This is a genomic window from Olivibacter domesticus (genome assembly GCF_900109575.1).
GTDB classification, from domain to species: Bacteria; Bacteroidota; Bacteroidia; order Sphingobacteriales; family Sphingobacteriaceae; genus Olivibacter; species Olivibacter domesticus.
On the sequence record NZ_FOAF01000009.1, the window covers coordinates 1 to 22,505 of the forward strand.

25 protein-coding genes and 1 pseudogene are annotated in these 22,505 nt (G+C 38.9%); 4 read left to right on the plus strand and 22 right to left on the minus strand.

Annotated elements, in window-relative coordinates; genetic code table 11:
- Nucleotides 1–354 (minus strand): 2'-5' RNA ligase family protein (locus BMY50_RS22420; protein ID WP_202907915.1); only part of this gene is annotated, 354 nt, incomplete at its 3' end.
- Nucleotides 355–520: 166 nt separating this feature from the next.
- Here BMY50_RS22420 and BMY50_RS22425 point away from each other — a divergent pair.
- Nucleotides 521–1,750: a thioredoxin family protein gene (locus BMY50_RS22425; RefSeq protein ID WP_093329402.1), complete on the plus strand. Its 1,230-nt coding sequence runs from the start codon at nt 521–523 to the stop codon at nt 1,748–1,750.
- A gap of 134 nt (nt 1,751–1,884) precedes the next feature.
- On the opposite strand, the gene BMY50_RS22430 is transcribed toward BMY50_RS22425, so the two are convergent.
- The 15 genes and pseudogenes from BMY50_RS22430 to BMY50_RS22500 form a co-directional block, all read right to left on the minus strand.
- Nucleotides 1,885–2,112 (minus strand): hypothetical protein, encoded by a 228-nt coding sequence (locus BMY50_RS22430; RefSeq protein WP_093329953.1) that lies wholly within the window; start codon nt 2,110–2,112, stop codon nt 1,885–1,887.
- Between the two features lie 339 nt (nt 2,113–2,451).
- Nucleotides 2,452–2,883, minus strand: a complete 432-nt coding sequence (locus tag BMY50_RS22435) for a DUF5675 family protein (protein ID WP_093329956.1) — start codon at nt 2,881–2,883, stop codon at nt 2,452–2,454.
- 76 nt (nt 2,884–2,959) lie between these two features.
- Nucleotides 2,960–3,511, minus strand: a complete 552-nt coding sequence (locus BMY50_RS22440) for a DUF6266 family protein (protein WP_093329405.1) — start codon at nt 3,509–3,511, stop codon at nt 2,960–2,962.
- A 50-nt stretch (nt 3,512–3,561) separates the two neighbouring features.
- Complete coding sequence (locus BMY50_RS22445; RefSeq protein ID WP_093329407.1) at nt 3,562–4,203, minus strand: DUF6266 family protein; 642 nt, start codon at nt 4,201–4,203, stop codon at nt 3,562–3,564.
- A 367-nt stretch (nt 4,204–4,570) separates the two neighbouring features.
- Nucleotides 4,571–4,936 carry a hypothetical protein gene (locus BMY50_RS22450; RefSeq protein ID WP_093329409.1) on the minus strand — a complete coding sequence of 122 codons (366 nt, stop codon included), beginning with the start codon at nt 4,934–4,936 and terminating at the stop codon, nt 4,571–4,573.
- Between the two features lie 102 nt (nt 4,937–5,038).
- Entirely contained in the window at nt 5,039–7,342 is a 2,304-nt protein-coding gene (locus tag BMY50_RS22455) for a cation:proton antiporter domain-containing protein (RefSeq protein WP_093329411.1), read from the minus strand.
- 188 nt (nt 7,343–7,530) lie between these two features.
- Complete coding sequence (locus BMY50_RS22460; protein ID WP_093329414.1) at nt 7,531–7,743, minus strand: (4Fe-4S)-binding protein; 213 nt, start codon at nt 7,741–7,743, stop codon at nt 7,531–7,533.
- Between the two features lie 14 nt (nt 7,744–7,757).
- Nucleotides 7,758–7,889: pseudogene (locus BMY50_RS28755) on the minus strand (GNAT family N-acetyltransferase); the annotation flags it as partial.
- Between the two features lie 156 nt (nt 7,890–8,045).
- Complete coding sequence (locus BMY50_RS22470; protein ID WP_093329416.1) at nt 8,046–9,386, minus strand: alginate export family protein; 1,341 nt, start codon at nt 9,384–9,386, stop codon at nt 8,046–8,048.
- Between the two features lie 83 nt (nt 9,387–9,469).
- Nucleotides 9,470–9,892, minus strand: a complete 423-nt coding sequence (locus BMY50_RS22475; protein ID WP_162276653.1) for a DoxX family protein — start codon at nt 9,890–9,892, stop codon at nt 9,470–9,472.
- A 137-nt stretch (nt 9,893–10,029) separates the two neighbouring features.
- A complete protein-coding gene (locus tag BMY50_RS22480) occupies nt 10,030–10,557 on the minus strand; it encodes a RidA family protein (RefSeq protein WP_202907917.1) in 528 nt (175 codons plus the stop codon).
- 222 nt (nt 10,558–10,779) lie between these two features.
- The gene (locus BMY50_RS22485; protein ID WP_093329422.1) at nt 10,780–11,298 is read right to left on the minus strand and encodes a YceI family protein; all 519 of its coding nucleotides are present in this window, start codon (nt 11,296–11,298) and stop codon (nt 10,780–10,782) included.
- Nucleotides 11,299–11,330: 32 nt separating this feature from the next.
- The gene (locus BMY50_RS22490) at nt 11,331–13,130 is read right to left on the minus strand and encodes an amidohydrolase (protein ID WP_093329424.1); all 1,800 of its coding nucleotides are present in this window, start codon (nt 13,128–13,130) and stop codon (nt 11,331–11,333) included.
- Between the two features lie 57 nt (nt 13,131–13,187).
- Nucleotides 13,188–13,874 (minus strand): hydrolase, encoded by a 687-nt coding sequence (locus BMY50_RS22495; protein ID WP_093329961.1) that lies wholly within the window; start codon nt 13,872–13,874, stop codon nt 13,188–13,190.
- A 61-nt stretch (nt 13,875–13,935) separates the two neighbouring features.
- The gene (locus BMY50_RS22500) at nt 13,936–14,649 is read right to left on the minus strand and encodes a pirin family protein (protein WP_093329426.1); all 714 of its coding nucleotides are present in this window, start codon (nt 14,647–14,649) and stop codon (nt 13,936–13,938) included.
- Between the two features lie 288 nt (nt 14,650–14,937).
- Here BMY50_RS22500 and BMY50_RS22505 point away from each other — a divergent pair, with 288 nt between their 5' ends.
- A complete protein-coding gene (locus BMY50_RS22505) occupies nt 14,938–17,049 on the plus strand; it encodes a sigma 54-interacting transcriptional regulator (RefSeq protein WP_093329428.1) in 2,112 nt (703 codons plus the stop codon).
- Between the two features lie 325 nt (nt 17,050–17,374).
- Here BMY50_RS22505 and BMY50_RS22510 read toward each other — a convergent pair whose 3' ends face one another.
- Complete coding sequence (locus BMY50_RS22510; RefSeq protein WP_238383858.1) at nt 17,375–17,695, minus strand: MerR family transcriptional regulator; 321 nt, start codon at nt 17,693–17,695, stop codon at nt 17,375–17,377.
- Nucleotides 17,696–17,797: 102 nt separating this feature from the next.
- Entirely contained in the window at nt 17,798–18,073 is a 276-nt protein-coding gene (locus BMY50_RS22515) for a helix-turn-helix domain-containing protein (RefSeq protein WP_093329432.1), read from the minus strand.
- Nucleotides 18,074–18,207: 134 nt separating this feature from the next.
- On the opposite strand from BMY50_RS22515, the gene BMY50_RS22520 reads away from it, so the two are divergent.
- Entirely contained in the window at nt 18,208–18,432 is a 225-nt protein-coding gene (locus BMY50_RS22520; RefSeq protein WP_093329434.1) for a hypothetical protein, read from the plus strand.
- A gap of 10 nt (nt 18,433–18,442) precedes the next feature.
- Here BMY50_RS22520 and BMY50_RS22525 read toward each other — a convergent pair whose 3' ends face one another.
- The 4 genes from BMY50_RS22525 to BMY50_RS28210 all read right to left on the minus strand — a co-directional run bounded on the left by BMY50_RS22525 (nt 18,443) and on the right by BMY50_RS28210 (nt 21,543).
- Nucleotides 18,443–19,147 (minus strand): LytR/AlgR family response regulator transcription factor, encoded by a 705-nt coding sequence (locus tag BMY50_RS22525; RefSeq protein ID WP_093329437.1) that lies wholly within the window; start codon nt 19,145–19,147, stop codon nt 18,443–18,445.
- Between the two features lies 1 nt (nt 19,148).
- Nucleotides 19,149–20,216, minus strand: coding sequence for a sensor histidine kinase (locus tag BMY50_RS22530; RefSeq protein WP_093329439.1), 1,068 nt, complete (start codon nt 20,214–20,216; stop codon nt 19,149–19,151).
- Between the two features lie 59 nt (nt 20,217–20,275).
- On the minus strand, nt 20,276–21,304 hold the full coding sequence (locus BMY50_RS22535; protein ID WP_093329441.1) for an LpxL/LpxP family acyltransferase: 1,029 nt from the start codon (nt 21,302–21,304) through the stop codon (nt 20,276–20,278).
- A 71-nt stretch (nt 21,305–21,375) separates the two neighbouring features.
- The gene (locus BMY50_RS28210) at nt 21,376–21,543 is read right to left on the minus strand and encodes a hypothetical protein (protein WP_162276654.1); all 168 of its coding nucleotides are present in this window, start codon (nt 21,541–21,543) and stop codon (nt 21,376–21,378) included.
- Nucleotides 21,544–21,835: 292 nt separating this feature from the next.
- Here BMY50_RS28210 and BMY50_RS22545 point away from each other — a divergent pair, with 292 nt between their 5' ends.
- Nucleotides 21,836–22,441, plus strand: coding sequence for a Crp/Fnr family transcriptional regulator (locus BMY50_RS22545; RefSeq protein WP_093329446.1), 606 nt, complete (start codon nt 21,836–21,838; stop codon nt 22,439–22,441).
- The last annotated feature ends 64 nt before the right edge of the window (nt 22,442–22,505 follow it).

The window sequence follows — 22,505 nt, forward strand, 5'->3', positions numbered from 1 at the left end:
GGGATAGTGCTTCTCAAAGTCATGAATAATGGTCGACTGTAATTGTATCAAATAATCATTTACAACCGGATTTATAAAAATCACGGGCTTGTCTTTATTGGCAAATGCACCGAAATTATTCAGCTCAATCATGAAAGGATCAATAGCAGCAGGGATTTCGCCAAACCAATTAAGCAACTGTGTATGCGCTGAGGCGTATAGTTTAAAGGGTGCTTTCAGCGTAATATGCGGTATTACACGTAGCGCTTTATGGCTGTTGTAGTGTTCGGCAAAATCGCGTTTAATGGCCGTGACTTCCTCTCTTATGTTTTGCGGAGGTATGATCGCAACAAAATACAGGTTTTGGGCAGCCATAGCTATTCTTGGTAAAACCTAAAAATAAGAAAAATCGTTTGAATAGATGGAATTAAATTTAGTATCAGCATTCAAAAATAAGCGACAACTAATAGGTTTTTCTTATATTCGTATCAGTGCGCTAGATACTGAGGCATCTATTTTTAAACCTGATAATTATTGAATAATGAAGACCATCCTCGCAAGTACCCTCCTCTATATTGGTTTATTACTATCTCCCCTCATCTCCAATGCAGCAGATGGTATACAGTTCTTTGAAGGGTCATGGAAAGCGCTATTACAGTTGGCCAAGGAGCAGAACAAGCCTATTTTTGTGGACGTTTATACCGATTGGTGCCCTCCCTGTAAACGAATGGACAAAGAGGTGCTACCGCTTCCAGCGGTTGGCGCGACCTATAATAAGGCGTTTATCAATTACAAGCTTGATGCCGAGAAGGGCGAGGGTATAAAGCTCGCCAAGCAGTACGAAGTAGGGGCTTACCCCACCTATCTTTATCTTAGTCCAGAAGGTGTATTATTAGCGCGTGTACTGGATTACCAAGAGCCAGAAACCTTCATAGCCCAAGCCCATGAGGCCGTAGCAAAAAACCGCGAGCAGGTATTAGCCAATTTGGATAAGCAATTTCAAGCAGGCAATCGGGATTTAAATTTTCTAAAAACCTATATCCTACAGAAAAAAGATTTAGGCCTTGATAACAGTTTGGAGTTCGACGCCTATCTCAACGCTCAGGCCAGTACCGAACGCGAAAAACCAGCCAACATTGATTTCATTAGCAACAACCTCAACCACGCCAAAGGGACTGCTTTTGATTTATTGCTAAAGGCCTACCCTTCAGTAGACCAGGCAAGGCAACAAAAACTGGCACCTGTGCTCTTTAATTTATCAGCAGATGCTTTTAGGCTCGCGCTGGAGGAAGACAGGCTACAAGACATACCGATCATTTTTAAGCAGATGGAGCTCCTCAAACAGCAGATGAGCCCCAAGCAACAAGGACACCTTTGCCTATTCCAATTACGCTATGCGCAAAAGGCAAAAGACGCCGAAGTAGCTAAAAAAGCAGGTTATGCCTATGTAGCCAGCACTATGAACATATCAACAGACAGCATACAAGCAGAAGACAAACGACGTTATACCGCAGTCATGCAACCCTATTTTAGCGGAGAAATCGATAGCGCTGAACTTACTACCGAAGACAAAGCTCTCGCACAAAAAATCTATACCGCCGAGATCTGTGTTTACCTCTACGAGGCCAGCAATACGTTTGACATCGTATTAAGCAAAGGCGATCCGGCGTTGAAAGACGCCTTACGTTGGGCAGAAAGGCTCAATCAATTTCGTCCGGACGATCCAACGTTTAACCAGTTAATCGATCGTATCAAAGAGAAAATAAATTGAGTGAAAGGACGTACGTTTTTGTACCGTTCTAATCAGTCTCGATAGGCTCAACTATAGGGTAACCTTGTGCCCATTATTAGCTAAACTTACGTAAAGCTTCATGCAGGCTGCCCAGATGCGAGCAGCCCGAAACATTATTTTGCAGATGAATTACTGTCATCTACAGCAGTACTGGATATCGCCGAAGCTACTAAACCAGCCGTGGCTAGATAGCCCGCTATGCTTATTACCGTTGCAGGTAAAGTAATTGGAGCCGTTAATAGAGCACCTCCAATTGCACCCAAGGTTAAACCGATGGTTCTTATTTTTTTAAAGAATTTCGGTGTGGGTGATTTTATTCTTTCTGTTATTTCTGATTTCATGATTTTAATTTTAGACATAAGACATAAGTATCAAGACACAAGACCTAATAAAGCTCACTCCATGATGCCGGTCTTTCTAACTTGCCGTAGCTTTCCTTTTTGCCGTCATGTTGAGTGTAAAGGAGTGAAATCGAAACGTCTCAGGCTTCGAAATCAATGACTCGCGACACCTAGCTTGCACTTCACAACTCTTTAGGATAGTCTGTTCATATCCGAAAAATCGGCCTCAAATATCCGGGTAGCACCCGCTAAGTAAAGGCAGAAACTTTCAAAGGAAATTTGCAGCCGCGGCTTTTTTTTGTTACTTTTTTTCAGCTGCAGGAAAAAAAGTAAACGAAATTATTCTACAACTAGGTTCGCCCCAGCGGCGGCAGCATGTGCTAACAAAAAATAAACCCTTTTATAGGCATCAGCCGAATGCAATACCCGATAATCATTGTTTATCAATTGATAATAGCTACCTGTAAGCAAACAACCTCTTGTATCCGTATGATAGTTCCCAATATGAAAGAAAACCAATGTAAAATTGGGTATACCTCTAATTTCTACCATACCTTGATGCATATGGCTATACCTGCTTTGATACTTCGCATTCATGCCGGCTGTTTTATTTAGGCCGAGCTTATATTCTCCCGCCGGAATAGCTGTTTCTCCAGGAATTTTTTCATTCCTTATTTTATCTTCTAAGATGTAACATTGGAAGAGATTGTTTATGTATAATTGACCGAGGGTAGTATTTGTGCCTTCGGCGATTCTTAATAGTTTTATCATTTTTTTAGACATAAGATTTAAGTAGTAAGACATAAGACATCTCTTCTACGAACAGCTTGGTACCAATAACCAACAATTAAACCTCAAAACATCCTAAGTATTGGCTGTTCGAAAAGCGCTTGCCATGGCGATCTTGTGTAAAGAGATAAACATTTACGGGTGCATCTGCTAGCTGTACGGGCAATTGCAGTTCCATCCTCCCGGCTGTTCTCAGGCATTTTTCTTCATTAATGCCTGCAATACCTAAAGCCGGATTATAAGCACAAACAATCACCTCATCGTCACTAAAACTGTGAAATTCATCAAAGCTTGCTTCAAATGTCAACTTCAGTTTATCCCCTACACGCAGCAGCTCAGTTCTCCGCAGATCGCAAAGGAGTCCCTTTGTTAGGCGCACCATTTCAGGGTCTATCTCCAGCGCCGGGTACTCACCCTTAACGCCATAACGCATCAAGTTAGCCACAGCCATATTAAAAGCACGCTTTTTATTATGCTTTCCATAACCCATGGCGACGATTTTGCGTAGTGGTGATAGATAACGTACTGCTATAGCCAGTCGTGTTTGGGAAATAACCCTTCCGTTTACGCGCTCCTTTTTGCTTCCATTCCGTTCTGATATTGGTAACATATACATGCGTTAAAGGCAAGCGGCGCCGGTACCAGCGCCGCTTTACCATGTTAATCAAATGATACCGTTCCTAAATAGATGCTTTTAGACACCTCCTTAGCTTTCCGCTCGGCATAGAATATCCATGCATGCCCCTCGCCTGAGGTAATGTGTGCTGGGATATTGATGGCCGCCTCACCATCGCTCCGCAGCGGAACTACATCCGTTGTCAGAAACTGCTCTGAGGCCGGATGGTATACCAGAAGGTAAACCGAGTCGTCCGTATTGCCACTTACAGCATTTACCGTGGTATTCCAGGTGACCGTCAGCTCGGTACCCGTACGACTTATAGCTTCACTGCCCGCCGTAAACAATCCGCCTGCACTCAGCTTAATTTTGCTATAATCCAGCATATAATTGGGGTAAGTACCCACCACGGCCTCGTTGATATTGGCCTTCAGGGCCATGTTCATCCCGGTATTGGTATTTGCCCTTTTCAGGCCATAGCCAATACGCAACAGCGCCTTGATTGGAAAAAGAAAGGCAGTGATCAGCGAAAACTTAGCCTGCTGCATCAGCTGCTCTTCAGAAGCCGGTTTTGAACGCTTCTTATAAAGCCCTTTGATGTAGTTTATGCTTTTCCAGCTACTGCCGATAACACTTCCTGCTTTTCCTTTGAAGCCACCGTTGGCTCCATTTCTGATTCTTCCCATTTTGTTTAAAATTTAAAAATTCAACCATACAATCCGCAATCATTTATACCGGTATTCCTTGCTTCATGGCACAAACATAAACAGCTGATTCACCGAAAACTAGCAGCAGAGAACGCTTGAAGCGGATGTGAAGCGGATGATCTGGAAACTTGAAGCAGAAGTGAAGTGGTATTAGCCGAAATTGGCTTAGAGATCGCTGACTAAGGCAGCATTCGAGCAGAAGGGAGCGCTATAGCGAGTAAGCAGAACCGTTCCGAATCACAAAGTGGCATCAGCTTGTGGAGGCAGCAATCGGCAGGTGACATGCCCTTATCTGTTTTTGAGCGGAGCTTACGGAATATGAGTAAAAGACAAACGAAGCGTGGGCCTATGTCTGGGCGTGGCTCCTTTTACGGCCGGGTATGTCGGCCACGGATTGCAACGGAACAAGCCAGCCGAAGCACCTTGCTGCTTGGGTGCTTCCAAGCAGAAGAAAGTTTGCGCGCTTAGCGCATAAAATCTGTATTAAATTCGTATCAACTTCGAGGCATATATGCCCGTTTACCAGATATTGACCAGATCCGGCCAGATCCTGACCAGATTTATCTGGTGAAAACCTGATCAGGATCTGAAAAAAACCTGAAAGAATGTCGAATAAGGTTGGGAGCTGGTACGGAAATGCTCCATTTAAAAAAACAAAAAGGTTAAAGTAGCTTATAAAGACCGGAACTACTATTAGTAAGTATGTCGGCATATCTGTAAGCCTATCCACAATAAGGAAAGATCGATGGAACTATGATTGTTGATTTAGAGAAAGAGAAAAAGAAAAGTTAAAGAGCTATATGATAAAGGTATGTTATACCTCTATAAAATTCTCTTGATGATTTTCTAAACAGGCTTTTATTCTATGTGTATCACCTACGAGCCATACAATATCATTGGCGAAGATGGTTTCTGATGAACCTGGGTTGAGCATGCGGTTTCCTGCTCTTTCAATACCCACCACCTGACTACGAAGGTCTTTTCGGATACCGGAGGTTTTTATCGTTTTACCAGAATAGGGGCTAGCTTCCGTAACCTGTACTTTAATAAGCTGGATATCATTAATGTCTATGTCTTCTTCATTGTCCGCTTGCCGGACTGTTTGGTCAAACACAACTTTTAATCGGGAAATCTGTTCGTCAGTCCCCAGTACGCCCACTTTATCGGAGGGCAATATCCGCTGTTTTCCGTTTGGCAGATGAATGGTTCTGTCGTTTCTGCGTATATACACAATATGTATCCCGTACTGCTCTTTCCAGTTAAGTTCGTACAAAGTCATTCCTGCAAATAAAATGGTGTCGACTGCTTCCAGTTCTGTTACGTAAGCATTCCATTCCTGGAAGTGCTTCTTTGCTTCCTCATTTTTGTGTTGTAGCTCTATACTTCCTTTATTTTGAATGTATGCAAGCCGTTCCCTTTCGTTCAGGTTCGATATGAACCGTTGCTCTATTCGCTGGTGAATCTGCTGAACCTTGTCTGAGAACAACCAGAGCAATGCTACAATTACCGGAACAGCAACCATCAGCGCGTATTTGGTGGTAGTGATCTGATCGATAAAGAAACCTATAAGAAATATTCCCAGAAGATACCGGACGGCGTGAAGGGAGATACCCGTGACCGAATAGTTCAAGTAATACGAATTGGTAGCGTCATTGCCTTCTTTTAATTTAACTTTTTTGATCAGGATGGCCCATAGGAAAGGGGATGCCAGCAAGGTCGCTGCGCTTATCAACACCACATTTCGCCAGAGCACACTTTCTATTTGCGTATTCAAAAACGGAATGAATGTATATTTGAATAGCAGCGCAATGGCAACGAGTATAATGCTATTGGTGATGAGGATGCTGTTATATTCCTGCAGCATTTTTTTCCAGAGCGGATTGTCTTTATTTTTCTGTGTTTCGGAAGTATAGACATCTAATCGGGCTACCCATTTTGCCGGAAGTATGTTTACAATCCTGCTGTATAGAGGTTCTGAAAATTTAATTAGATAGGGTGTGGTAAATGTCGTGATTGCCGATACGCCTACGGCAATAGGAAACAGAAATTCGGAGATGACGCCTAAAGACAGGCCCAAAGCGGCAACGATAAACGCAAACTCACCAATCTGGGCCATACTGGAACCTATCTGTACAGCTTGTTTTAAAGGTTGTCCGGAAATCAGGGCTCCTAACCCACTAAAGAAAAATTTCCCTACGATGGTGAGTAAGGTAATGGCCAATATGGGACCTGCATACCTGTACATTGCCTGTGGATCGATCATCATACCCACGGAGACAAAGAATATGGTACCGAAAAATTGTTTGATCGGTTGTGTAAGGTGTTCGATCTTTTCTGCCAGTACAGTTTCTGCTATTAAAGAGCCCATTACAAAAGCACCTAATTCGGCAGAAAATCCCACCTGCGTAGCCAACAGCACCATGCCGAAACAAAGTCCTATTGCAAGAATGAGCACCGTTTCTTCGTCCATCCATTTTTTGGTCTTTTTTATAAATACCGGGAGCAAATAGATACCTACTAAAAACCATAACACCAGAAAGAAACCCAGTTTAAGTACGGTGAAAAGGATTTCTGAGCCGTGAAAGGTCTGTGTTACGGCAACGGTAGATAGCAATACCATCAGCAGGATGACAATAATATCTTCTACCACCAGTACACCGAAAACTACCTTGGCAAACTGTTTGGGTTTTAAACCCAGTTCATCAAAAGCCCGCAGAATAATGGTGGTGGAAGAGCTTGCCAACATACCCGCAAGGAAGAGACTGTCCATCTGACTCCAACCCAGCAAATAGCCGGTAAGATAGCCGCCCAAACCTACAAATATAATTTCGGTAACTGCCGTAATGGATGCCGGGCCACCTACTTTCACCAGCTTTTTAAAACTGAATTCTAGACCTAAGCTGAACAGCAGCATGATGACACCAATCTCTGCAAAAGTCTCTACGTTTTCGTGATCAGCGATGGTGGGCAGGTAACTGAAATGTGGCCCAACCAGAAAGCCGGCAATGATATAACCCAGAACCAGGGGCTGCTTAATTCGTTTAAAAAGAATGGTAACCAATGCACCTACCAGGAGGATCAGCGCCATATCTTGTATCAGTTCGGGTAAATGAGCCATCTATATTTTTGTATTGTTCAATAATGAAGTTTAATCTATTTAATTAATAAGAAGCATTTTATTTATTCTGTTGGAGAAAACAAACACAACTATCTTATTTTAAACGCTTTAAAAACAACAATAACAGCAGTAGCGATGCCAAGATGGCACAGATGTTTATAAGCATTTGGTACTAAACAAGGTTTGGTTTAAGATTCTTGGTAACTCAATGCACCTGATGGACAAGCATTAATTTGACTCTTTAAATCTTCTACTGAAGCATTTTCTGGCGTAATCCATGGCGTAGCTTTAGGGTCATAGACCTTTGGTAACGTTTTTACGCATATACCTGCGTGAATACATTTTTTTGGGTCCCATATTACTTTTAAATTGTCTTTTCTATATTTTTTGATAGTTTCCATAATCCCGAGTTTTATTATTTCAATACGTCCTTAATATCATCTAGTGTTTTGAACATCTTTGCCGCATACGGACACAAGGGTATAATTTTTATGCTTTTCTCTCTGGCCATTTCAACGATCTTGTAGAGCATTTTTTTTCCTACACCTTTACCATTAACGCTGGCTCAACTTCTGTGTGGTCTATGATAATCAATTCTGCCCCTGAGATGGAATATGTCATCATTCCAACCCGGTTATGATTCTTTCGTGCCATCGCACAGCCTTTGGTATCGCTTCTTTTAATAGTATTTCCATGGTTTTTTTTAAAATTTTATTTCAGAAGTCAACACAAAATGATATAATGTGTTGCGTTTATCACTCTTTTTGAGAAAGCTTCCAGGCAAAATTACATTAGATTCAAGTTCAAGAGAAACAAACTTATTGGGTTGGTAACCGATAATTGTACCCATTTGATGCGCAATAAATCTTTTGTTATTTACATTTGGATAATCCAAAGTCATTGCCGCACCATAGACTCCATCTTGTAACGAATAACGCCAAAAAGCAGCATAATCAAATGCCACTTCCCACTTGTTGAACATTGTATTTATATAAGGATGAACGTCGATTAAATTTGATGGCCCAAACCTTGCAACCCTGCCAAAATAAGCACCGCGAGGATACAGCGCATCAAACGTATTTAACTTCTTATCGCTTGTATTTTTATCGCCACTAATAGCTTCCGTTTTAACTCCTAAATTCACACTTCTCCCAAATAGATTTGTTTCCCTTTGTAAGTTAAAAGAAATGGTCCAAGCCGAAATAGTCTGATTTCCAAACGTTCCAAATTGGTAAACCAACTCATTGTCATAGGTCAGTTTTTTGAATTTACCAAAATGCCTTAAACCAGCCGATGCTCTTCGCTCATTTTCCTGGCCACTAGTATAGATTGTGCCATTTTGCTTCTGATAAAAAATATAAGTATCCAAACTGGAAACTCTAGAAAAATCAGTGGTTGCGTAAATACCTGAAAGGGTTTCGTCAAAATCTAAATATGTATTATTAAACGCTTCAAATGAAGGTATTACTGGTACTGAAAAAAAGGTTTTAACACTTACTTTATCGTTTTGGAAATTAACTTCTGCAAAATCAAATAAGCGCCTCACATTGGGACCTTCTCGAATATCGATCAAACGTCCTGATCCCAATCGCATATTTTGTCTACCCACGGCAATATCCCAATTTGATGTAAGCTTATATTTGGCAAATAACTGGTTTACATAAAGCTCGCTCTTATCCACCGGACTAATGTCCTCTTTGTTGGTTACCAAACTGCTACCCAGTTCTGTAAATAGCTCTAAATTTACACCTACTTTTAAATGGGCGTGAGCTAAAAATCTATTTAAGTACCAGATATTATCTTGGCTTCCACTGCGGCCAAATTCACCATTAATAAATGATTCTGCCTGAAATCGCCAGCTTCCCCCAAACGAAAGTGTTGTATTTTGAAACAGATTGATTGCTTTTAGATTTTGATACCTATTTTTATTTTCGATTGAATCTAACTTTGTCAAATCGTCATTTTGGCGCAAAATGCTAAATTCTTGACCATAGACAGAAACGTGAAAAGCGATAAAAATCAGCAAACAAATTTTAAATTTCATAACTAAAATTTGATATAGCACCAGATAGTATTGATGATATCATCTCCTATTTTTTTATTTCATCTACAATAACCACTTTTTGACTAATGGAATTGCCGGTTGAAAATTTTATTATCAAGACTGTATTTCCCAGCGCCTACATAGGCTATAAATCCAAACACAATCGAATAGATAAGTGGTACGTCTTGTACTTTTGCAGGATCGTTAAAATGAATGAGCAACAAACCACTCAATGTGAGTGATATTATTAATAATGCAGCCAATCTTGTCGCGAAACCGAAGGCCACCAAAATAGCACAAAAAACATTGGCGAAAACAGCATAATATGCCGAAAAAGTTGTTCCGAAACCCAGCGGGTCTGGAATATGTGCTTCTGTTTCTTTAAATGCCATAAGTTTAGGAATTCCATGTGTTCTCATAATTGAAAACGCAACAAAAATTCGGAACAAGAGCAGTGCGACTTCTTTATTGGTAGTTTGAGCGACCAATATATTTTTTATTTTCATGTTAATTAGCTTTATCATTTTTGGTCTATTATATAATTCAGGATAATACAAGGCACTTACCAGCCCGAAGTAAAATATTAATACACCAAACTATTTATTCTGTAGTGAATTTTATACGATGTTCCGCGTTCATACTTTTAGTCCGGCTTATATACTTCCAGTCCAATTTCTATCATAATGTCTGGAATAACTAGTTCTTTAACTCCAACCCAATTTCCTGTTGGAAATTGTTTTGTGTAAATTTTATTACGGTAAGCTGCGTTCTTCAAAAAAGCTGGCATATTGGTAGTGAAAATATTTTCCACGATCACATCATCAAACGTACAGCCATAATGATTTAATATTTTTTCTAAGTCAGCATAGCAGTTTCTCATCTGTTGTCCTAGATCTCCTATGTTTTTTGCATTGCCTTTATCGTCCATACTTACAGCTCCAGAAATTCTAATAATATCTCCTACTTTCACGGCGTGTGTATATCCTTGAGCTTTTTCGAATTCGGGCCTAAGGTAAAAGTATTCAGGTTTTTCAGTTTCAACAATTACTTCATCTGTAGCTTCCTTTGTCGATTCTTTGTCTTTGTGTTCGCAACTTTGAATTGTAAAAGTTAATGCCATTAATAGCACAATTAATGATAGTTGATTGGTCTGGCTCGTTAGTTTTCTCATAATTATCATTGTTTTTTTGCCGATTTTATTTGGTTTTCAGCTTTCCTGTTTTTATTAAATTTAGTTATGTCTTACCCTATGACGCATATCATATTAAAAGTTGAAAAAGGTTTTTCAAGCACCAGGTTCATTTTGGCTGCTTATATAATCGTTTCTTATTGCAAAAAAGACGATGCAAAGCACTTACCAGTCCGAATTAAAAATATTAACCTATCAAACCATTTATTCTTTATTGAATTCTAGGTCTACGATCAATTTTACAGTATCACTAACCACAATACTGCCTGCGTCTGTAACAGCACTCCAAGTAAGATTAAAATCCTTTCTATTAATTGTTCCAGTAGCTTCGAATCCTGCTTTTGTCTGGCCATAAGGGTCTACTACGATACCATTGAAATCAACGTACATTTTAATTTCTTTAGTAATATCTCTAATAGTTAAATCTCCTACTAACGTTTCTCCATCAAAAGATGTAGACTTAAATAATAATTCAGGGTACTTTTCTGCATTAAAAAAATCGTCCGATTTTAAGTGTCCGTCTCTATCACCATTTTTTGTGTTGATAGAACTCGTTTTTGCGGTGAAGCTAAAATCTGCATTAACGAAATCATCATTGCTGGTTTCAGCTGTTGCATTAAAATCTTCAAAATACCCAGTTACGGTAGAAATCATCATATGCTTCACTTTAAAGCTGATTTCGGAATGTACTTTGTCAATATTCCAAGTTGTTTTTGCTGCCATGATTATTTTATTGGTTAAAAGTTATTACCAAGTTATTTACTTTGATAACCTCCGAAATATTTTACGGGTGACCAATTAGGTATTACTCCAGGAAGTTTTGGGTTCATCTTTTCATATTCACTTGAAGCAAATACTACTTTGCCTCCCACTACTGTGAGAATTGATTTTAGATTGTTGATCTCTTTCTCCGGGATGGTAAAATAATCATCAGATAAGATCGCAAAGTCAGCATACATTCCATTTTCTAATGTTCCTTTTACGGTTTCCTCGTCAGAAATCCAGGCACTTCCTTGTGTGTACAAGTGCAAAGCTTCTTCTCTTGATAATCGGTTGGATGGTTCAGCCAATTGAAAACCGCCAACAGTCTTACCCGTTACCAACCAATATAGCGCGGGCCAAGGATTGTAACTTGCTACACGGGTACCATCCGTTCCCGCACCTAAGGGGAGTCCTGCGTCGATCATTTTGCGAACTGGCGGTGCTTGTTTAGCTTTTTCTGCACCATAACGTTCTACGAAATACTCACCTGCATACGCCATACGCGCTTGAATAGCTATTCCACCATTTAAAGCCTTTATGCGTTTTAACTCAGTTTCCTTAACCGTTTCAGCGTGGTCAAATAACCACCTTTTAGAAGCTAATTTTCCATTTGTTTCCTTATTCACTTCTTCGATGACATCAAGCATATTGGCAATGGTTTCGCCATATGTGGCATGTATTCTGAAAGGCCATCCACTATCTACGTGAAGACGTATGATTTTTTTCAAATCTTGTCTCCAAGTTGGTCTATCTTCCAACATAGGCTGGGGTGCCAAAAAGTTTTCAAAATCACCAGCGCTCCAAGTTAGGAATTCACCACCACCTTCGAGTTCATAACCGTGTTCTAAATGTATTTCGCCGTTGTATCCCACTTCATTGTTTGCAATCCATTCTTCAAATTCGGCATATTCAGCACCTTTATCTTGTGGAAATAAATAGTAAGATAGACGAATTGGCATTTCACCAGCATCGGCTAATTTTTTTGTACTGCTAAAATCTTCTGGAAATTTGTGACCTCCGCCACCAGCATCGATACCGCTGGTAATTCCAAACCTGTTCAACTCTCTGTAAAACTGCTTAGTAGAGTTTATCATTTCGTCATCTGATAATGTTGGCAAACCAGCAATTGTTTGGTATAAAATGGTGGGGCTAGGTTCTGCCAAAAGTACTCCGGTTAGCTTTCCATCAGCACCTTTTTCAAAATTGCTTCCTTCTGGAGCTTTTGAATTTTCATCAAAATTCATCGCCTTTAAACCAGCTGTATTTAACCAACCTCTGCTGTATAAAAACAGTACAAAAGTCGGGACATCACCTGTGGCTTCATTAATTTCTTCAGGTGTTGGAAAGCGTTTTTCTTCAAACTGATAAGGGCTCCATCCGCCAATTACCCTAACCCATTGTCCTTTTGGAGTATTTGCCGCCTGCTCTTTTAGCATTTGTAACGCTATTTTCAAAGATGTCACCCCATCCCAACGTAATTCGGCATTATAAAAACGTGCGCCCCTGGTTAAGTGTAAATGAGAGTCGTTTAAGCCGGGTATCAAAGTTTTGCCTTTGGCATCTATTATTTTTGTGCTGTCGTTTTTAAGCTTTAAAATATCTTCGTTAGTCCCCGAAGCCAAAATTTCCCCATCTTTAACAGCAATAGCCTCTTTAATGGTTCTATTACTATCCATAATTGCTATTTTAGCATTGGTAACAATTAAGTCGGCAAAGTCTTCATTTGCTTTATTCCTATTTTTACAGGACACCAATGCAATCGAAACGAGCAGTAATAATATAAGTTGCTTCATAATAAATGTTATTTAAAGGCAACCTTCATTACTGCCGGTTGCCTTTGTTGGTTGTAGTTAGTGTTTTAGCATCTCTCTAGCATATTGCACACCTATTCCATACGCTCCACCATATTTCACAAGCAAATCATTTACAGGCTTATAGGTTTCTTGTCTTGCCCAGTCACGTTGTAATTCTAAAATATATTGCAGTGAAGTGATAGGTTTTGCACCTGCTTGAACCATACGAGTTATTGCTTGATCATGAACTTCTTTCGAAATATCACCTGAAGCATCGGTAATCACATAAACATCATAACCTTCCTCTAAAGCAGATAATACTGGAAAAACAATACAAACACTTGTCCATAAGCCCGACATAACAATTTTCTTTTTGTTTTTACCTGTGATGGCCTTGTGGGCATTTATATCTTCCCAAGTGTTCATTGTTGTACGATCAATATATTTTGATTGATCAGGATATACTTCCAAAATTTCTGGAAATACAGGTCCACTAAAAGATTTTTCGGCCACTGTTGTAACTACAGTAGCTACATTAAAGATTTTGGACGCACCAACGACTATTCCAACGTTATTTCGCAATACTTCCATCGACCCGTTATTCGTTGCAAAAGCCATTTGACCTTCGTGGTCGATCATTACTAATGCGTGATTTGTTGGGCTTAGTAATTCTGGACTAGGTTTTTGAGCAAACCCTAATAAGGATAAAAAACCTAGTGCAATACATAAAACTGTTTTTTTCATTTTCAATTTAATTTTTATCATTTCTGACGGTTATAGATATTTAGTTATTATTTAATAATCATCAATCCATTGGAACTTCCATCAAAAGCAGTTCTGTATTAGAATCTGCCTTAATGGTTAATTCCTTGGTATCCCATACCCCGAAGCCATCTCTTTTATTTAAAATCTGATCATTAACAGTTACGTCCCCTTTGAGTACAAAGACATAAACACCATTTCTCTCAGGGTCATTTAAAGGATATTTTAATTCTTTTCCACTTTCAATGTTCGTTATATTGAACCACGCATCTTGGTTAACCCACACTCCTTCATCATTAGGATTTGGGGATACTATTTGTTGCAACTTATTTTCCCGGTCTGCTACATTCAAAGTAATTTGATCATAACGCGGGCTTACATTTTTTTGATTGGGTATAACCCATATTTGAAGAAACTTAACCTCTTTGTCTGGGTTGTTGTTGTATTCGGAATGCATCACTCCCGTACCAGCGCTCATTACCTGTATGTCTCCAGATCTGATTACTGTTTCATTGCCCATATTGTCTTTATGTTTCAAATCTCCTTCAAGTGGTATGGAAATAATTTCCATATCTTTATGTGGATGGGTCCCAAATCCCATATTACCGGAAACTCTATCATCGTTCAATACGCGTAATGCACCAAAATTCATCCGTTCCGGGTTGTAGTAATTGGCAAAGCTGAATGTATGTTTTGAGTGTAACCACCCATGATTAGCATCTCCTCTCGTATCTGCTTTATGAAGTATTGTATTCATCGTTTTATATTTTTATTTGGTAAGTGATTCTAACCTAATTTCTTGTTTCTTAATTTCCAGCTAATTGTTATTGCCAACATGGGCGAAGTGAGGCGGTTGCTAGTATCAGATATCAATTATTTTCATCTGAAATTCAACTCTTATAGGCCATTTTTATGCCAACAATTTAACATATTGATTTTCAACATATTAAACAATAATTATTAAAACAAATATTTCTTATTTTTTAGAAAATTCTATTATATTAGAAAATTTTATTATTTTTAATCCTTCAAATATCCTATCTATATGAATGCAGAAATTTCAAAAAATCAAGTAAAAGAATGGTTGGTTGAAACTTTACCATACGAGGTAGTATGGTTTGATGAACAGGGAAACCTTGTTTATGCCAACACAAAATTTTGTAACGCACTAGGTTACAAAAAGTCAGAACTCTTGAAGCTCTCGATAACAAATATTAATCCTACCGTTACCAAAGAAAGCTGGAAGAGACACTGGGAACTTTTAAAAAAAGAAAAATCGCATCATTTTATAGCAATTCATAAAAACAAGAGTGGAAAATTTTATGAAGTTGATGTTTTTGCTCAGTTTTTCTCAAATAATGGAAATAATTTAATCTGTGGCATTATAAATAATATCACCCAATCCAGCTTTTATAAACAGCTGATAGATTACACCCAAACCATCGCAAATGTAGGAGGATGGGAATGGAACCTGCAAGACGGCTCTTTAATTGCAACCACCGAAGCATTAAAAATCTTTAATGTGGAAGATTTTGAAGATCTGGCACCAGCTAACATTATACATTACTTCAGGGATCCCGAAAGAATAAAAAATCTTTTACGAGGTGCAATGAGAAATGCCACTTCTTATGATGAAATATTAGAGACTACGGATTCCCGATTTATTCGAACCGTTGCCAAACCATTATTAAAAGGTGGTAAAGTCTATAAAATAATTGGCGTTTATCAAGACATTACCCAACAACAGGTTAGAGAAAATGATCTACAGTTTTATAAAGAAATAATTGATAGTGCAGAAGATTTAATTTACGTCTATAATAAAGAGGGAGATTTAGTGCACTATAGCAAATCAGTGGTCAAAAAATTAGGCTTTAGCCAAAAACAATTAGACGCTTTCACTATTTATGATTTGGATATGGGGCTAAACCCCGAGTGGTGGTCTAAACATTTTAATGAAATTATTGAAAAGGGGCTATTGCGATTTGAGCGAATAGCAATTAGAAAAGACGGTACAAAATTCCCGATAGAGGTAAGTGCTAACCATTTGCGTTATAACAACGAAGATTACAATTGCGCAGTTGTGCGGGATATTTCAATGAGGAAGTTGAGAGATTTAAAACTTTATGAAGCCTTGGAAGAAATAAAATCTCTAAAAGAACGCTTAGAAAATGAAAACGAGTATTTACAGGAAGAAATAAGTAGAAAAATAAATTTTGAGAAAATTATCTGTACAAGTAAAGCCTATGAGAAAGTTTTAGAACAGGTCAATCAAGTGGCACATACAGATACTACAGTACTTATAACCGGCGAATCTGGTACAGGAAAAGAATTATTGGCAAGTGCGATACATTCTAACAGCACAAGAAAAGACAGAACTCTTATAAAAGTAAATTGTGCTACTTTACCAAAAGAACTCATAGAAAGTGAACTTTTTGGACATAAAAAAGGGGCTTTTACCGGTGCAACAGCTGATAAAGCCGGAAAATTCTCATTGGCAGATGGAGGCACTATTTTTCTTGATGAAATAGGCGAAATGCCTGTCGAACTGCAGTCTAAATTACTTCGCGTGTTACAAGAAGGCGAATTTGATGCACTTGGTGGTACCAAAACTATAAAAGTAAACGTACGGGTTATAGCTGCAACGAACAGGCACTTGGAAGAAATGATAAAAGACGGTACGTTTAGAGAAGATTTATATTATCGTTTAAATGTTTTTCCTATTTACAACATCCCATTAAGAGGCAGAAAAGAAGATATTCCATTGTTGGCGCAATTTTTTTTAGAAAAATATTCTGCGAAAGCAGGTAAAGGTTTTAAACGATTATCTAAAAAGACTATTGCCATTTTAATGGATTATAATTTTCCCGGCAACATTAGAGAGCTGGAAAACTTAATTGAACGGGCAGTTATCATTGAAAACGGTACAACTTTAAACCCTGGCAACTGGATGCCAAAATCAAATATGAAAACAGCTACCAATGAATTCAAGTCTTTTGATGATTTGCAACGCGACTATATTATAGAAGTGCTTGATTATACTGATTGGAGGGTAAGTGGTATAAAAGGAGCCGCAACCATACTAAATATAAAAGACAAAACCCTATTTGCCAAGATGAAACGTTTGGGGATAGAAAAAAAGATTGGGTTAAAAACTTAAACCTTTCTCGCTATTTGATTATATCTTCCCATTAAGGAAATAATATTAGCAAGGTAGTAGGCGGTCTAGCATTTTTATTTGAGCACTGGCAAATCCAAACAGTATGTATTTACCTAAAGTTACTCTCTTGAAACAGCACAAAAAAAAGATCTTCAACCGGGGAGATTGAAGACCTTTACTAACCAATTATAAACCTAAATTATGATGACACAAAGATAGTGTACATATTACACTTTGACAAGTATTTTTTAATATTTTTTTCGATTGTTAGGCAAGCCTGCAATTAGGCGGAAAATTTTTTAGAACATATATAAGCTGTACAGCACTACTCCCCTACGCCCCAGTAGATTTTCCTTAACCTTTCTACATCCAGATCACGGTAAAGCTTCTTTTTATTCACTATTTTAGCTACCGTAATCATCCCCCGACCCTGGTACCGCAGCAAGGTACTTTTACTGATCCCTACCCTATCCAATACATAGTTGGCATCACGGTAAATAGTTTCCTCTTCTTCCTTTTTGAGAATAAAACGGTGTATTTCCATCGTATGCTCTTTTAACACTTTCACTTCTAGATATAACAAATGAAACAAATAGGCACAATGAGTACATGGCGCAGGGCCTTTAGGGCTTGCGTTAGAGAACATATTATAGTGAATTTAATAGGTTTACAAAAAAGGTTAATAAAGCTAGAACAGCAAGCAGTACAGATATTCCTTTATCGGTTTAAGAATGCGAAAAACAGATGATTACTTATGCGTCATAAATTCGTTTATTGCCTGGTTAAGTTCATCGGTAAAAAACTCTTTGAAGTCAATTTCCAAACTAACCAAGATATGAATCAAAGTGCTAAGATTCATTTCTGTGCCAGTTTCATAACGCCCCCATTGAGGTCGACTTATATCTGCTTTACCCGCAATCCTTTCAAAATTAGTGTAGCCCTTTAACTTACGCACTTCCCTAATACGTTCGCCAATCAAGGCTATTAACTCGGCATAAGTCTGTTCTCTATTTTTTCGCGGCATGTAACAAAATAACAAGATAATAACGTCATACACCACCCTCTATAAGTAGTCATATTATTAATAGACTACTTTTATGCAGACTACTTATAAAGGGATTTTATTATATTTGCCACCTTACCAAACCTAATCTAAGTATGTTTAAATCTATTGATCAAATTATTCATGTTCCTATATCCGATCTTGATTTCAGCGCAGCTTTTCAGACACTTTGCCGAAGGAAAAATATCCAAACGCTGGCTGCTATACTAAGCTTAGGCAGTGGTAAACTCGTTAAGGACGCCTATCTCGGCCCGTTACATTTTCGAGAACTTGTTGATTATCTTGATGATCGAGAACTACTATTTCTTTTGAAGGATTAACCTAGTCTGCTCAATTCAGATTTCTCCGATATTTCCTTCCTAGAGGAATAGCCTTCTCTGAATATTTGAGAATAATGTCGATTGATTGCACTTTTTTAATCATTTTGCGAGCAACCACATAACTCCTATGTACCTGCACAAAGAGTTCATCAGGGAGGTCTTCCATCACCACCGCCAGTTTTTTCCGAACCTGTAAGTGATTGTGCAAACGATAGACAGTAATATAGTTCCGTTGTGCTTCAATGTATATGATATCCTCTACTTCCACCTTTTCGAGCATCTTTCTCTCTATATCTTTGAAATAGATATAATCGTTCTTTACTTTGGTCGCTTTTTGGTACACATTTTCCATGTTAAACAGGTGCATCGCTTTATGGGTGGCTTTGGCAAAGCGGTCAAAAGGAACGGGCTTCAACAGGTAATCAATCGCATCGGTTTCGAAGCTCTCCACGGCATAATGCTCATGAGCAGTTACAAAAATTATCTTTTGGTCAAAGGGTAAACTTTGCACTAGCTGGATCCCGCTCATGCGCGGCATCTCAATATCTACAAAAAGCAGATCCACCGGTTTCTCCAACAGCTTTTGCTGAGCAATTAAAGGGTCTGATTCCTTATACACAATCTCAATATTGGAAAACAGAGAGAGGTGCTCGCATAGATTCTCTATGGACTCTGGGTTATCGTCTACAATGGCACAAGTAAATAATTCAATCATATTAATAGTTTATGGTTAACTTAACTGCAAAGGTTGTTGCTTCATCTTCTGTATCTAGGTTGAACTGATTGTCGAACACAGCGTGCAAACGATATTGAATATTCTTTAAACCAAAGCCACCGTCATCCACCTCTTTTGCCTCCCGTGATATGCTCTTCTTAAAGTTCTTGCAATAAAAAGAAAAACGGTTCTCTCTCAATTCTATCTTGGCGGCCATGGGATGAGAAGCCGAGAAAAATCCATGCTTCCATACATTTTCCATAAAAGTGAGTAAACATAAGGGAGGTATTATTTGCGCCTGCAATTCACCCACTATAGCTAGCTGCACGGCGGCACTATCTCCCGCTTCTTTCCTCATTAGCTCAACTAAGCTTTTTATGAACTCCAGTTCCTTACTCACAAATACTGTTGGTACATCTTCCCTACTGTATTTCAATGCATAGTTCGATACAGCCGTCAAGTTTTCCAACATCCCTACAACAGTATCATCCTGATATTGCTTAACCCGTGTGATGATGCTCTGCAGTGTGTTACGTTGAAAATGCGGATAGATCTGCGCACGGTATAAACGCATTTGGTAATTGGCGCGTTCACGTTCTGCCTTTAGCGATTTAATTTCCAAAGCATGCGCCTCCCGCTCTGCTTTGCGCCGCATACGGTATAGAAAAAACATAAAGGCATAACCAGCAACACGGTAAAAACTAATCGCATAATTCTGCATAAACTCGTTAAGTTTGAAACTCACACCCGTTTTTTGGATACGTCCTCCAACTGCCGGTATAACGTCTGTTATGTAAACTTTAGCAAGAAAGGGCAGCAGAATTAAGAGTATCATTAGCAGCCCAAGGGCCTGCATGCGTGTACGTTTATCCATCAGGCGCGTCATCAGAAAAAAGAGACAATAAAATGTTGCCGCCAATAACCCTGCTATCAGTACTGTACCCCATAACTGAACTTTTCCAGACTTCCAAAGGTTAAAGGCAAACATCATCAGCGTATATCCTATCCAGAAAGTCAAATGGCGAGCCCATCGCTTCCCTTTAAGGAATCGCTTAATAGAAGTAATCATAACTGATTAATTTAGGTGAATAAAAACGTTTTTAGCTAATTTAACATTTACGTCATTAATTAGCGAAAGTAATTTAACATTCGGCAATAAACATCCCTCGAAATAGGATAAGATCCATAGGTAAGCGGATTAAACGCAAAAGCCTTTCCGTTTAACTCAAAAGGCAATAACGGTGCCTTTTGGTCTGCATTTTCAATTAGATCCAGCAGCAAGGGCTCAGCACAAAATTGCTGGGTTACGGCATGATGAAGGTGAAGCCATCCCTCCCATTGATCCGTGTAATCGTTGATGGTGTATTCGAGAAACCCATAAAGCCGTTGCATAGTTTCTAACGCAAAATCATGCTTATTTATACGTTTAGAGGATTTTATCGGCGAAAGCGCGTAGAAGGTAAGCATTTCGTCCTTTCGGATGTTGGCCAAGGGATATATCGGAACATCAAGCCAGTGCGCAAGCATCGGTAGCCCCTTCCTGACAACCACTTCCTTACCAAAAAACGGTATTGCTATACCGTTCGATCCCGAACCTGTATTGCCATCCACATAAGCCAGTAAGCTTTTCCCTTGTTGAAGAAGCCTACGTAATTTGAATAACACTGATGGATCCTCAGCATTCAATACCGTTAAGGTTTTGCCATCTTCAACGTCTTTTTGGTAACGCTGTTCAAAGTCGGCACCATCCCGTTGTTTTACCTTCCCTGATACCAATAAAGCGAAGTCTATACCCTGTTTTAACAAGAGATGATTAATGAGCCGATAAGATCCCGTATGAAAGGTACAGATAATTCCGGGCTCCTGCCGTAATTGCTGCCACCAGTGCTCGTCCAAACCGGTCGTCGCTTCTTTCGGTAAGTGGCTATAATGCGCGTCTTCCCATATACTCAACTGCTGATTCATCCGTACCCGAGCAAATAATGATCGCTGTTCTGCTAAATTGTCGAGCTCTAAAAAATGGCGACAATTGGCGGCAAAGAAAACGAACAGGCGCCAGAGATCGGTTTGTTCCGGACCTACTTTTGTCTGCGCATAATGTGACGTTAAGCTATTTAATACCTGCTCGTAAGAAGTTTGATTTATATAATTTATCATGAATTAAAATTGATTAAGGTTAACATTGGATTAAAAAGCTGCCCACCCAACAAGAGTGGGCATACCATTCGTTAAGGCACAACAAAGTCACACTTCGCTTCATCTTCGTTCGCTAAAAACGAAGGATTTGCTTGCACTAATTGCTTTAGACTTAAACCCTGCGACAATTTAAAATACAGGCGATCTTGCCCATTTACTACTTGCATTTCCATTGCATAATTGTTTTTAAGATATAACATTCGCTCCATTTAGTATGGGTGGAGCCCCTACCCATTCGCCAGGCCATGGCATTTGTGATATCTACTTGCAAGTTGGGCTATGTCTTAAAAAAGAGAGATAAACAGGGATACAAAACATTAAATAGGGACAAAAAACGAAAAGTCCGAAAAAAAGCCATTGGACATCCAATTATGTTGTTTGTCCCTAAATTCGGTTGTCCGTCCCTAAAATTGGGTGATTTAACCTTTCAGCTGTAATTTGATTTCTGATTAATAATAAAGCCTTTAAACAACAATAAACACACATTTTATCATGCAAAATGACAAAACCAATTACATCCAATTGCTGGTGAGGGAATTCGGAAAGTTGGTAGATTTGCCAACGGGTTTTGAAGACCGTATCCAATCGGTTTCGCGGGTACTTGAAGCACCTAGATCAAGTTATATTGAGTTTCCTGGAGAAGCCAAAGATGGTTATTTATGGTATATAGTAAATGGCTTCGCTCATAGTTTGGTGTTAGATAAGTATCACCATACCAGTATAAGCCTTTACTTATGGAAAAAGAACGATATCATTGCCAATCCGCAAGCGATAGCTTATAATAGTTTACGGGAGCACTCCATCCAGTTATTGGAAGACAGCACGCTTATATGCATACCTAACCGAGCCATGCAAACCATTTTAAACGAATGGCCTTTGCTGCAAAAGCTGCTCATAGAATTTTCCATTCAATGCCAACATCAACTTACTGAGCACACTCTTTCATTAGCTGAATCTGCAGAATACCGAGTAAGATATCTACTTAAAAAATTTCCAGGAATACATTACCGCATTAGCCAAACTCATTTAGCTCACTACTTGGGCATGGGAAGAAGCACTTTTAATTTCTGGACTAGTAAAATTTCCAAGGAAAAATAAAGCACCTGTACTCAAAAGAAACAAAAAACTGTCTTAAAAACGACAGTAAACAACTCAATATCAA

Excerpts from the sequence above, each read along its gene's own strand:
- BMY50_RS22475 (WP_162276653.1), bottom strand. The coding sequence starts at position 9,892 with ATGAAAATAAAAAATATATTGGTCGCTCAAACTACCAATAAAGAAGTC.
- BMY50_RS22480 (WP_202907917.1), bottom strand. The coding sequence starts at position 10,557 with ATGAGAAAACTAACGAGCCAGACCAATCAACTATCATTAATTGTGCTA.
- BMY50_RS22490 (WP_093329424.1), bottom strand. The coding sequence starts at position 13,130 with ATGAAGCAACTTATATTATTACTGCTCGTTTCGATTGCATTGGTGTCC.
- BMY50_RS22460 (WP_093329414.1), bottom strand. The coding sequence starts at position 7,743 with ATGGAAACTATCAAAAAATATAGAAAAGACAATTTAAAAGTAATATGG.
- BMY50_RS22455 (WP_093329411.1), bottom strand. The coding sequence starts at position 7,342 with ATGGCTCATTTACCCGAACTGATACAAGATATGGCGCTGATCCTCCTG.
- BMY50_RS22425 (WP_093329402.1), top strand. The coding sequence starts at position 521 with ATGAAGACCATCCTCGCAAGTACCCTCCTCTATATTGGTTTATTACTA.
- BMY50_RS22520 (WP_093329434.1), top strand. The coding sequence starts at position 18,208 with ATGTTTAAATCTATTGATCAAATTATTCATGTTCCTATATCCGATCTT.
- BMY50_RS22495 (WP_093329961.1), bottom strand. The coding sequence starts at position 13,874 with ATGAAAAAAACAGTTTTATGTATTGCACTAGGTTTTTTATCCTTATTA.
- BMY50_RS22535 (WP_093329441.1), bottom strand. The coding sequence starts at position 21,304 with ATGATAAATTATATAAATCAAACTTCTTACGAGCAGGTATTAAATAGC.
- BMY50_RS22430 (WP_093329953.1), bottom strand. The coding sequence starts at position 2,112 with ATGAAATCAGAAATAACAGAAAGAATAAAATCACCCACACCGAAATTC.
- BMY50_RS22445 (WP_093329407.1), bottom strand. The coding sequence starts at position 4,203 with ATGGGAAGAATCAGAAATGGAGCCAACGGTGGCTTCAAAGGAAAAGCA.
- BMY50_RS22530 (WP_093329439.1), bottom strand. The coding sequence starts at position 20,216 with ATGATTACTTCTATTAAGCGATTCCTTAAAGGGAAGCGATGGGCTCGC.
- BMY50_RS22450 (WP_093329409.1), bottom strand. The coding sequence starts at position 4,936 with ATGCCGACATACTTACTAATAGTAGTTCCGGTCTTTATAAGCTACTTT.
- BMY50_RS22505 (WP_093329428.1), top strand. The coding sequence starts at position 14,938 with ATGAATGCAGAAATTTCAAAAAATCAAGTAAAAGAATGGTTGGTTGAA.
- BMY50_RS22525 (WP_093329437.1), bottom strand. The coding sequence starts at position 19,147 with ATGATTGAATTATTTACTTGTGCCATTGTAGACGATAACCCAGAGTCC.
- BMY50_RS22510 (WP_238383858.1), bottom strand. The coding sequence starts at position 17,695 with ATGTTCTCTAACGCAAGCCCTAAAGGCCCTGCGCCATGTACTCATTGT.
- BMY50_RS22545 (WP_093329446.1), top strand. The coding sequence starts at position 21,836 with ATGCAAAATGACAAAACCAATTACATCCAATTGCTGGTGAGGGAATTC.
- BMY50_RS22485 (WP_093329422.1), bottom strand. The coding sequence starts at position 11,298 with ATGGCAGCAAAAACAACTTGGAATATTGACAAAGTACATTCCGAAATC.
- BMY50_RS28210 (WP_162276654.1), bottom strand. The coding sequence starts at position 21,543 with ATGTTATATCTTAAAAACAATTATGCAATGGAAATGCAAGTAGTAAAT.
- BMY50_RS22500 (WP_093329426.1), bottom strand. The coding sequence starts at position 14,649 with ATGAATACAATACTTCATAAAGCAGATACGAGAGGAGATGCTAATCAT.
- BMY50_RS22440 (WP_093329405.1), bottom strand. The coding sequence starts at position 3,511 with ATGTTACCAATATCAGAACGGAATGGAAGCAAAAAGGAGCGCGTAAAC.
- BMY50_RS22515 (WP_093329432.1), bottom strand. The coding sequence starts at position 18,073 with ATGCCGCGAAAAAATAGAGAACAGACTTATGCCGAGTTAATAGCCTTG.
- BMY50_RS22435 (WP_093329956.1), bottom strand. The coding sequence starts at position 2,883 with ATGATAAAACTATTAAGAATCGCCGAAGGCACAAATACTACCCTCGGT.
- BMY50_RS22470 (WP_093329416.1), bottom strand. The coding sequence starts at position 9,386 with ATGAAATTTAAAATTTGTTTGCTGATTTTTATCGCTTTTCACGTTTCT.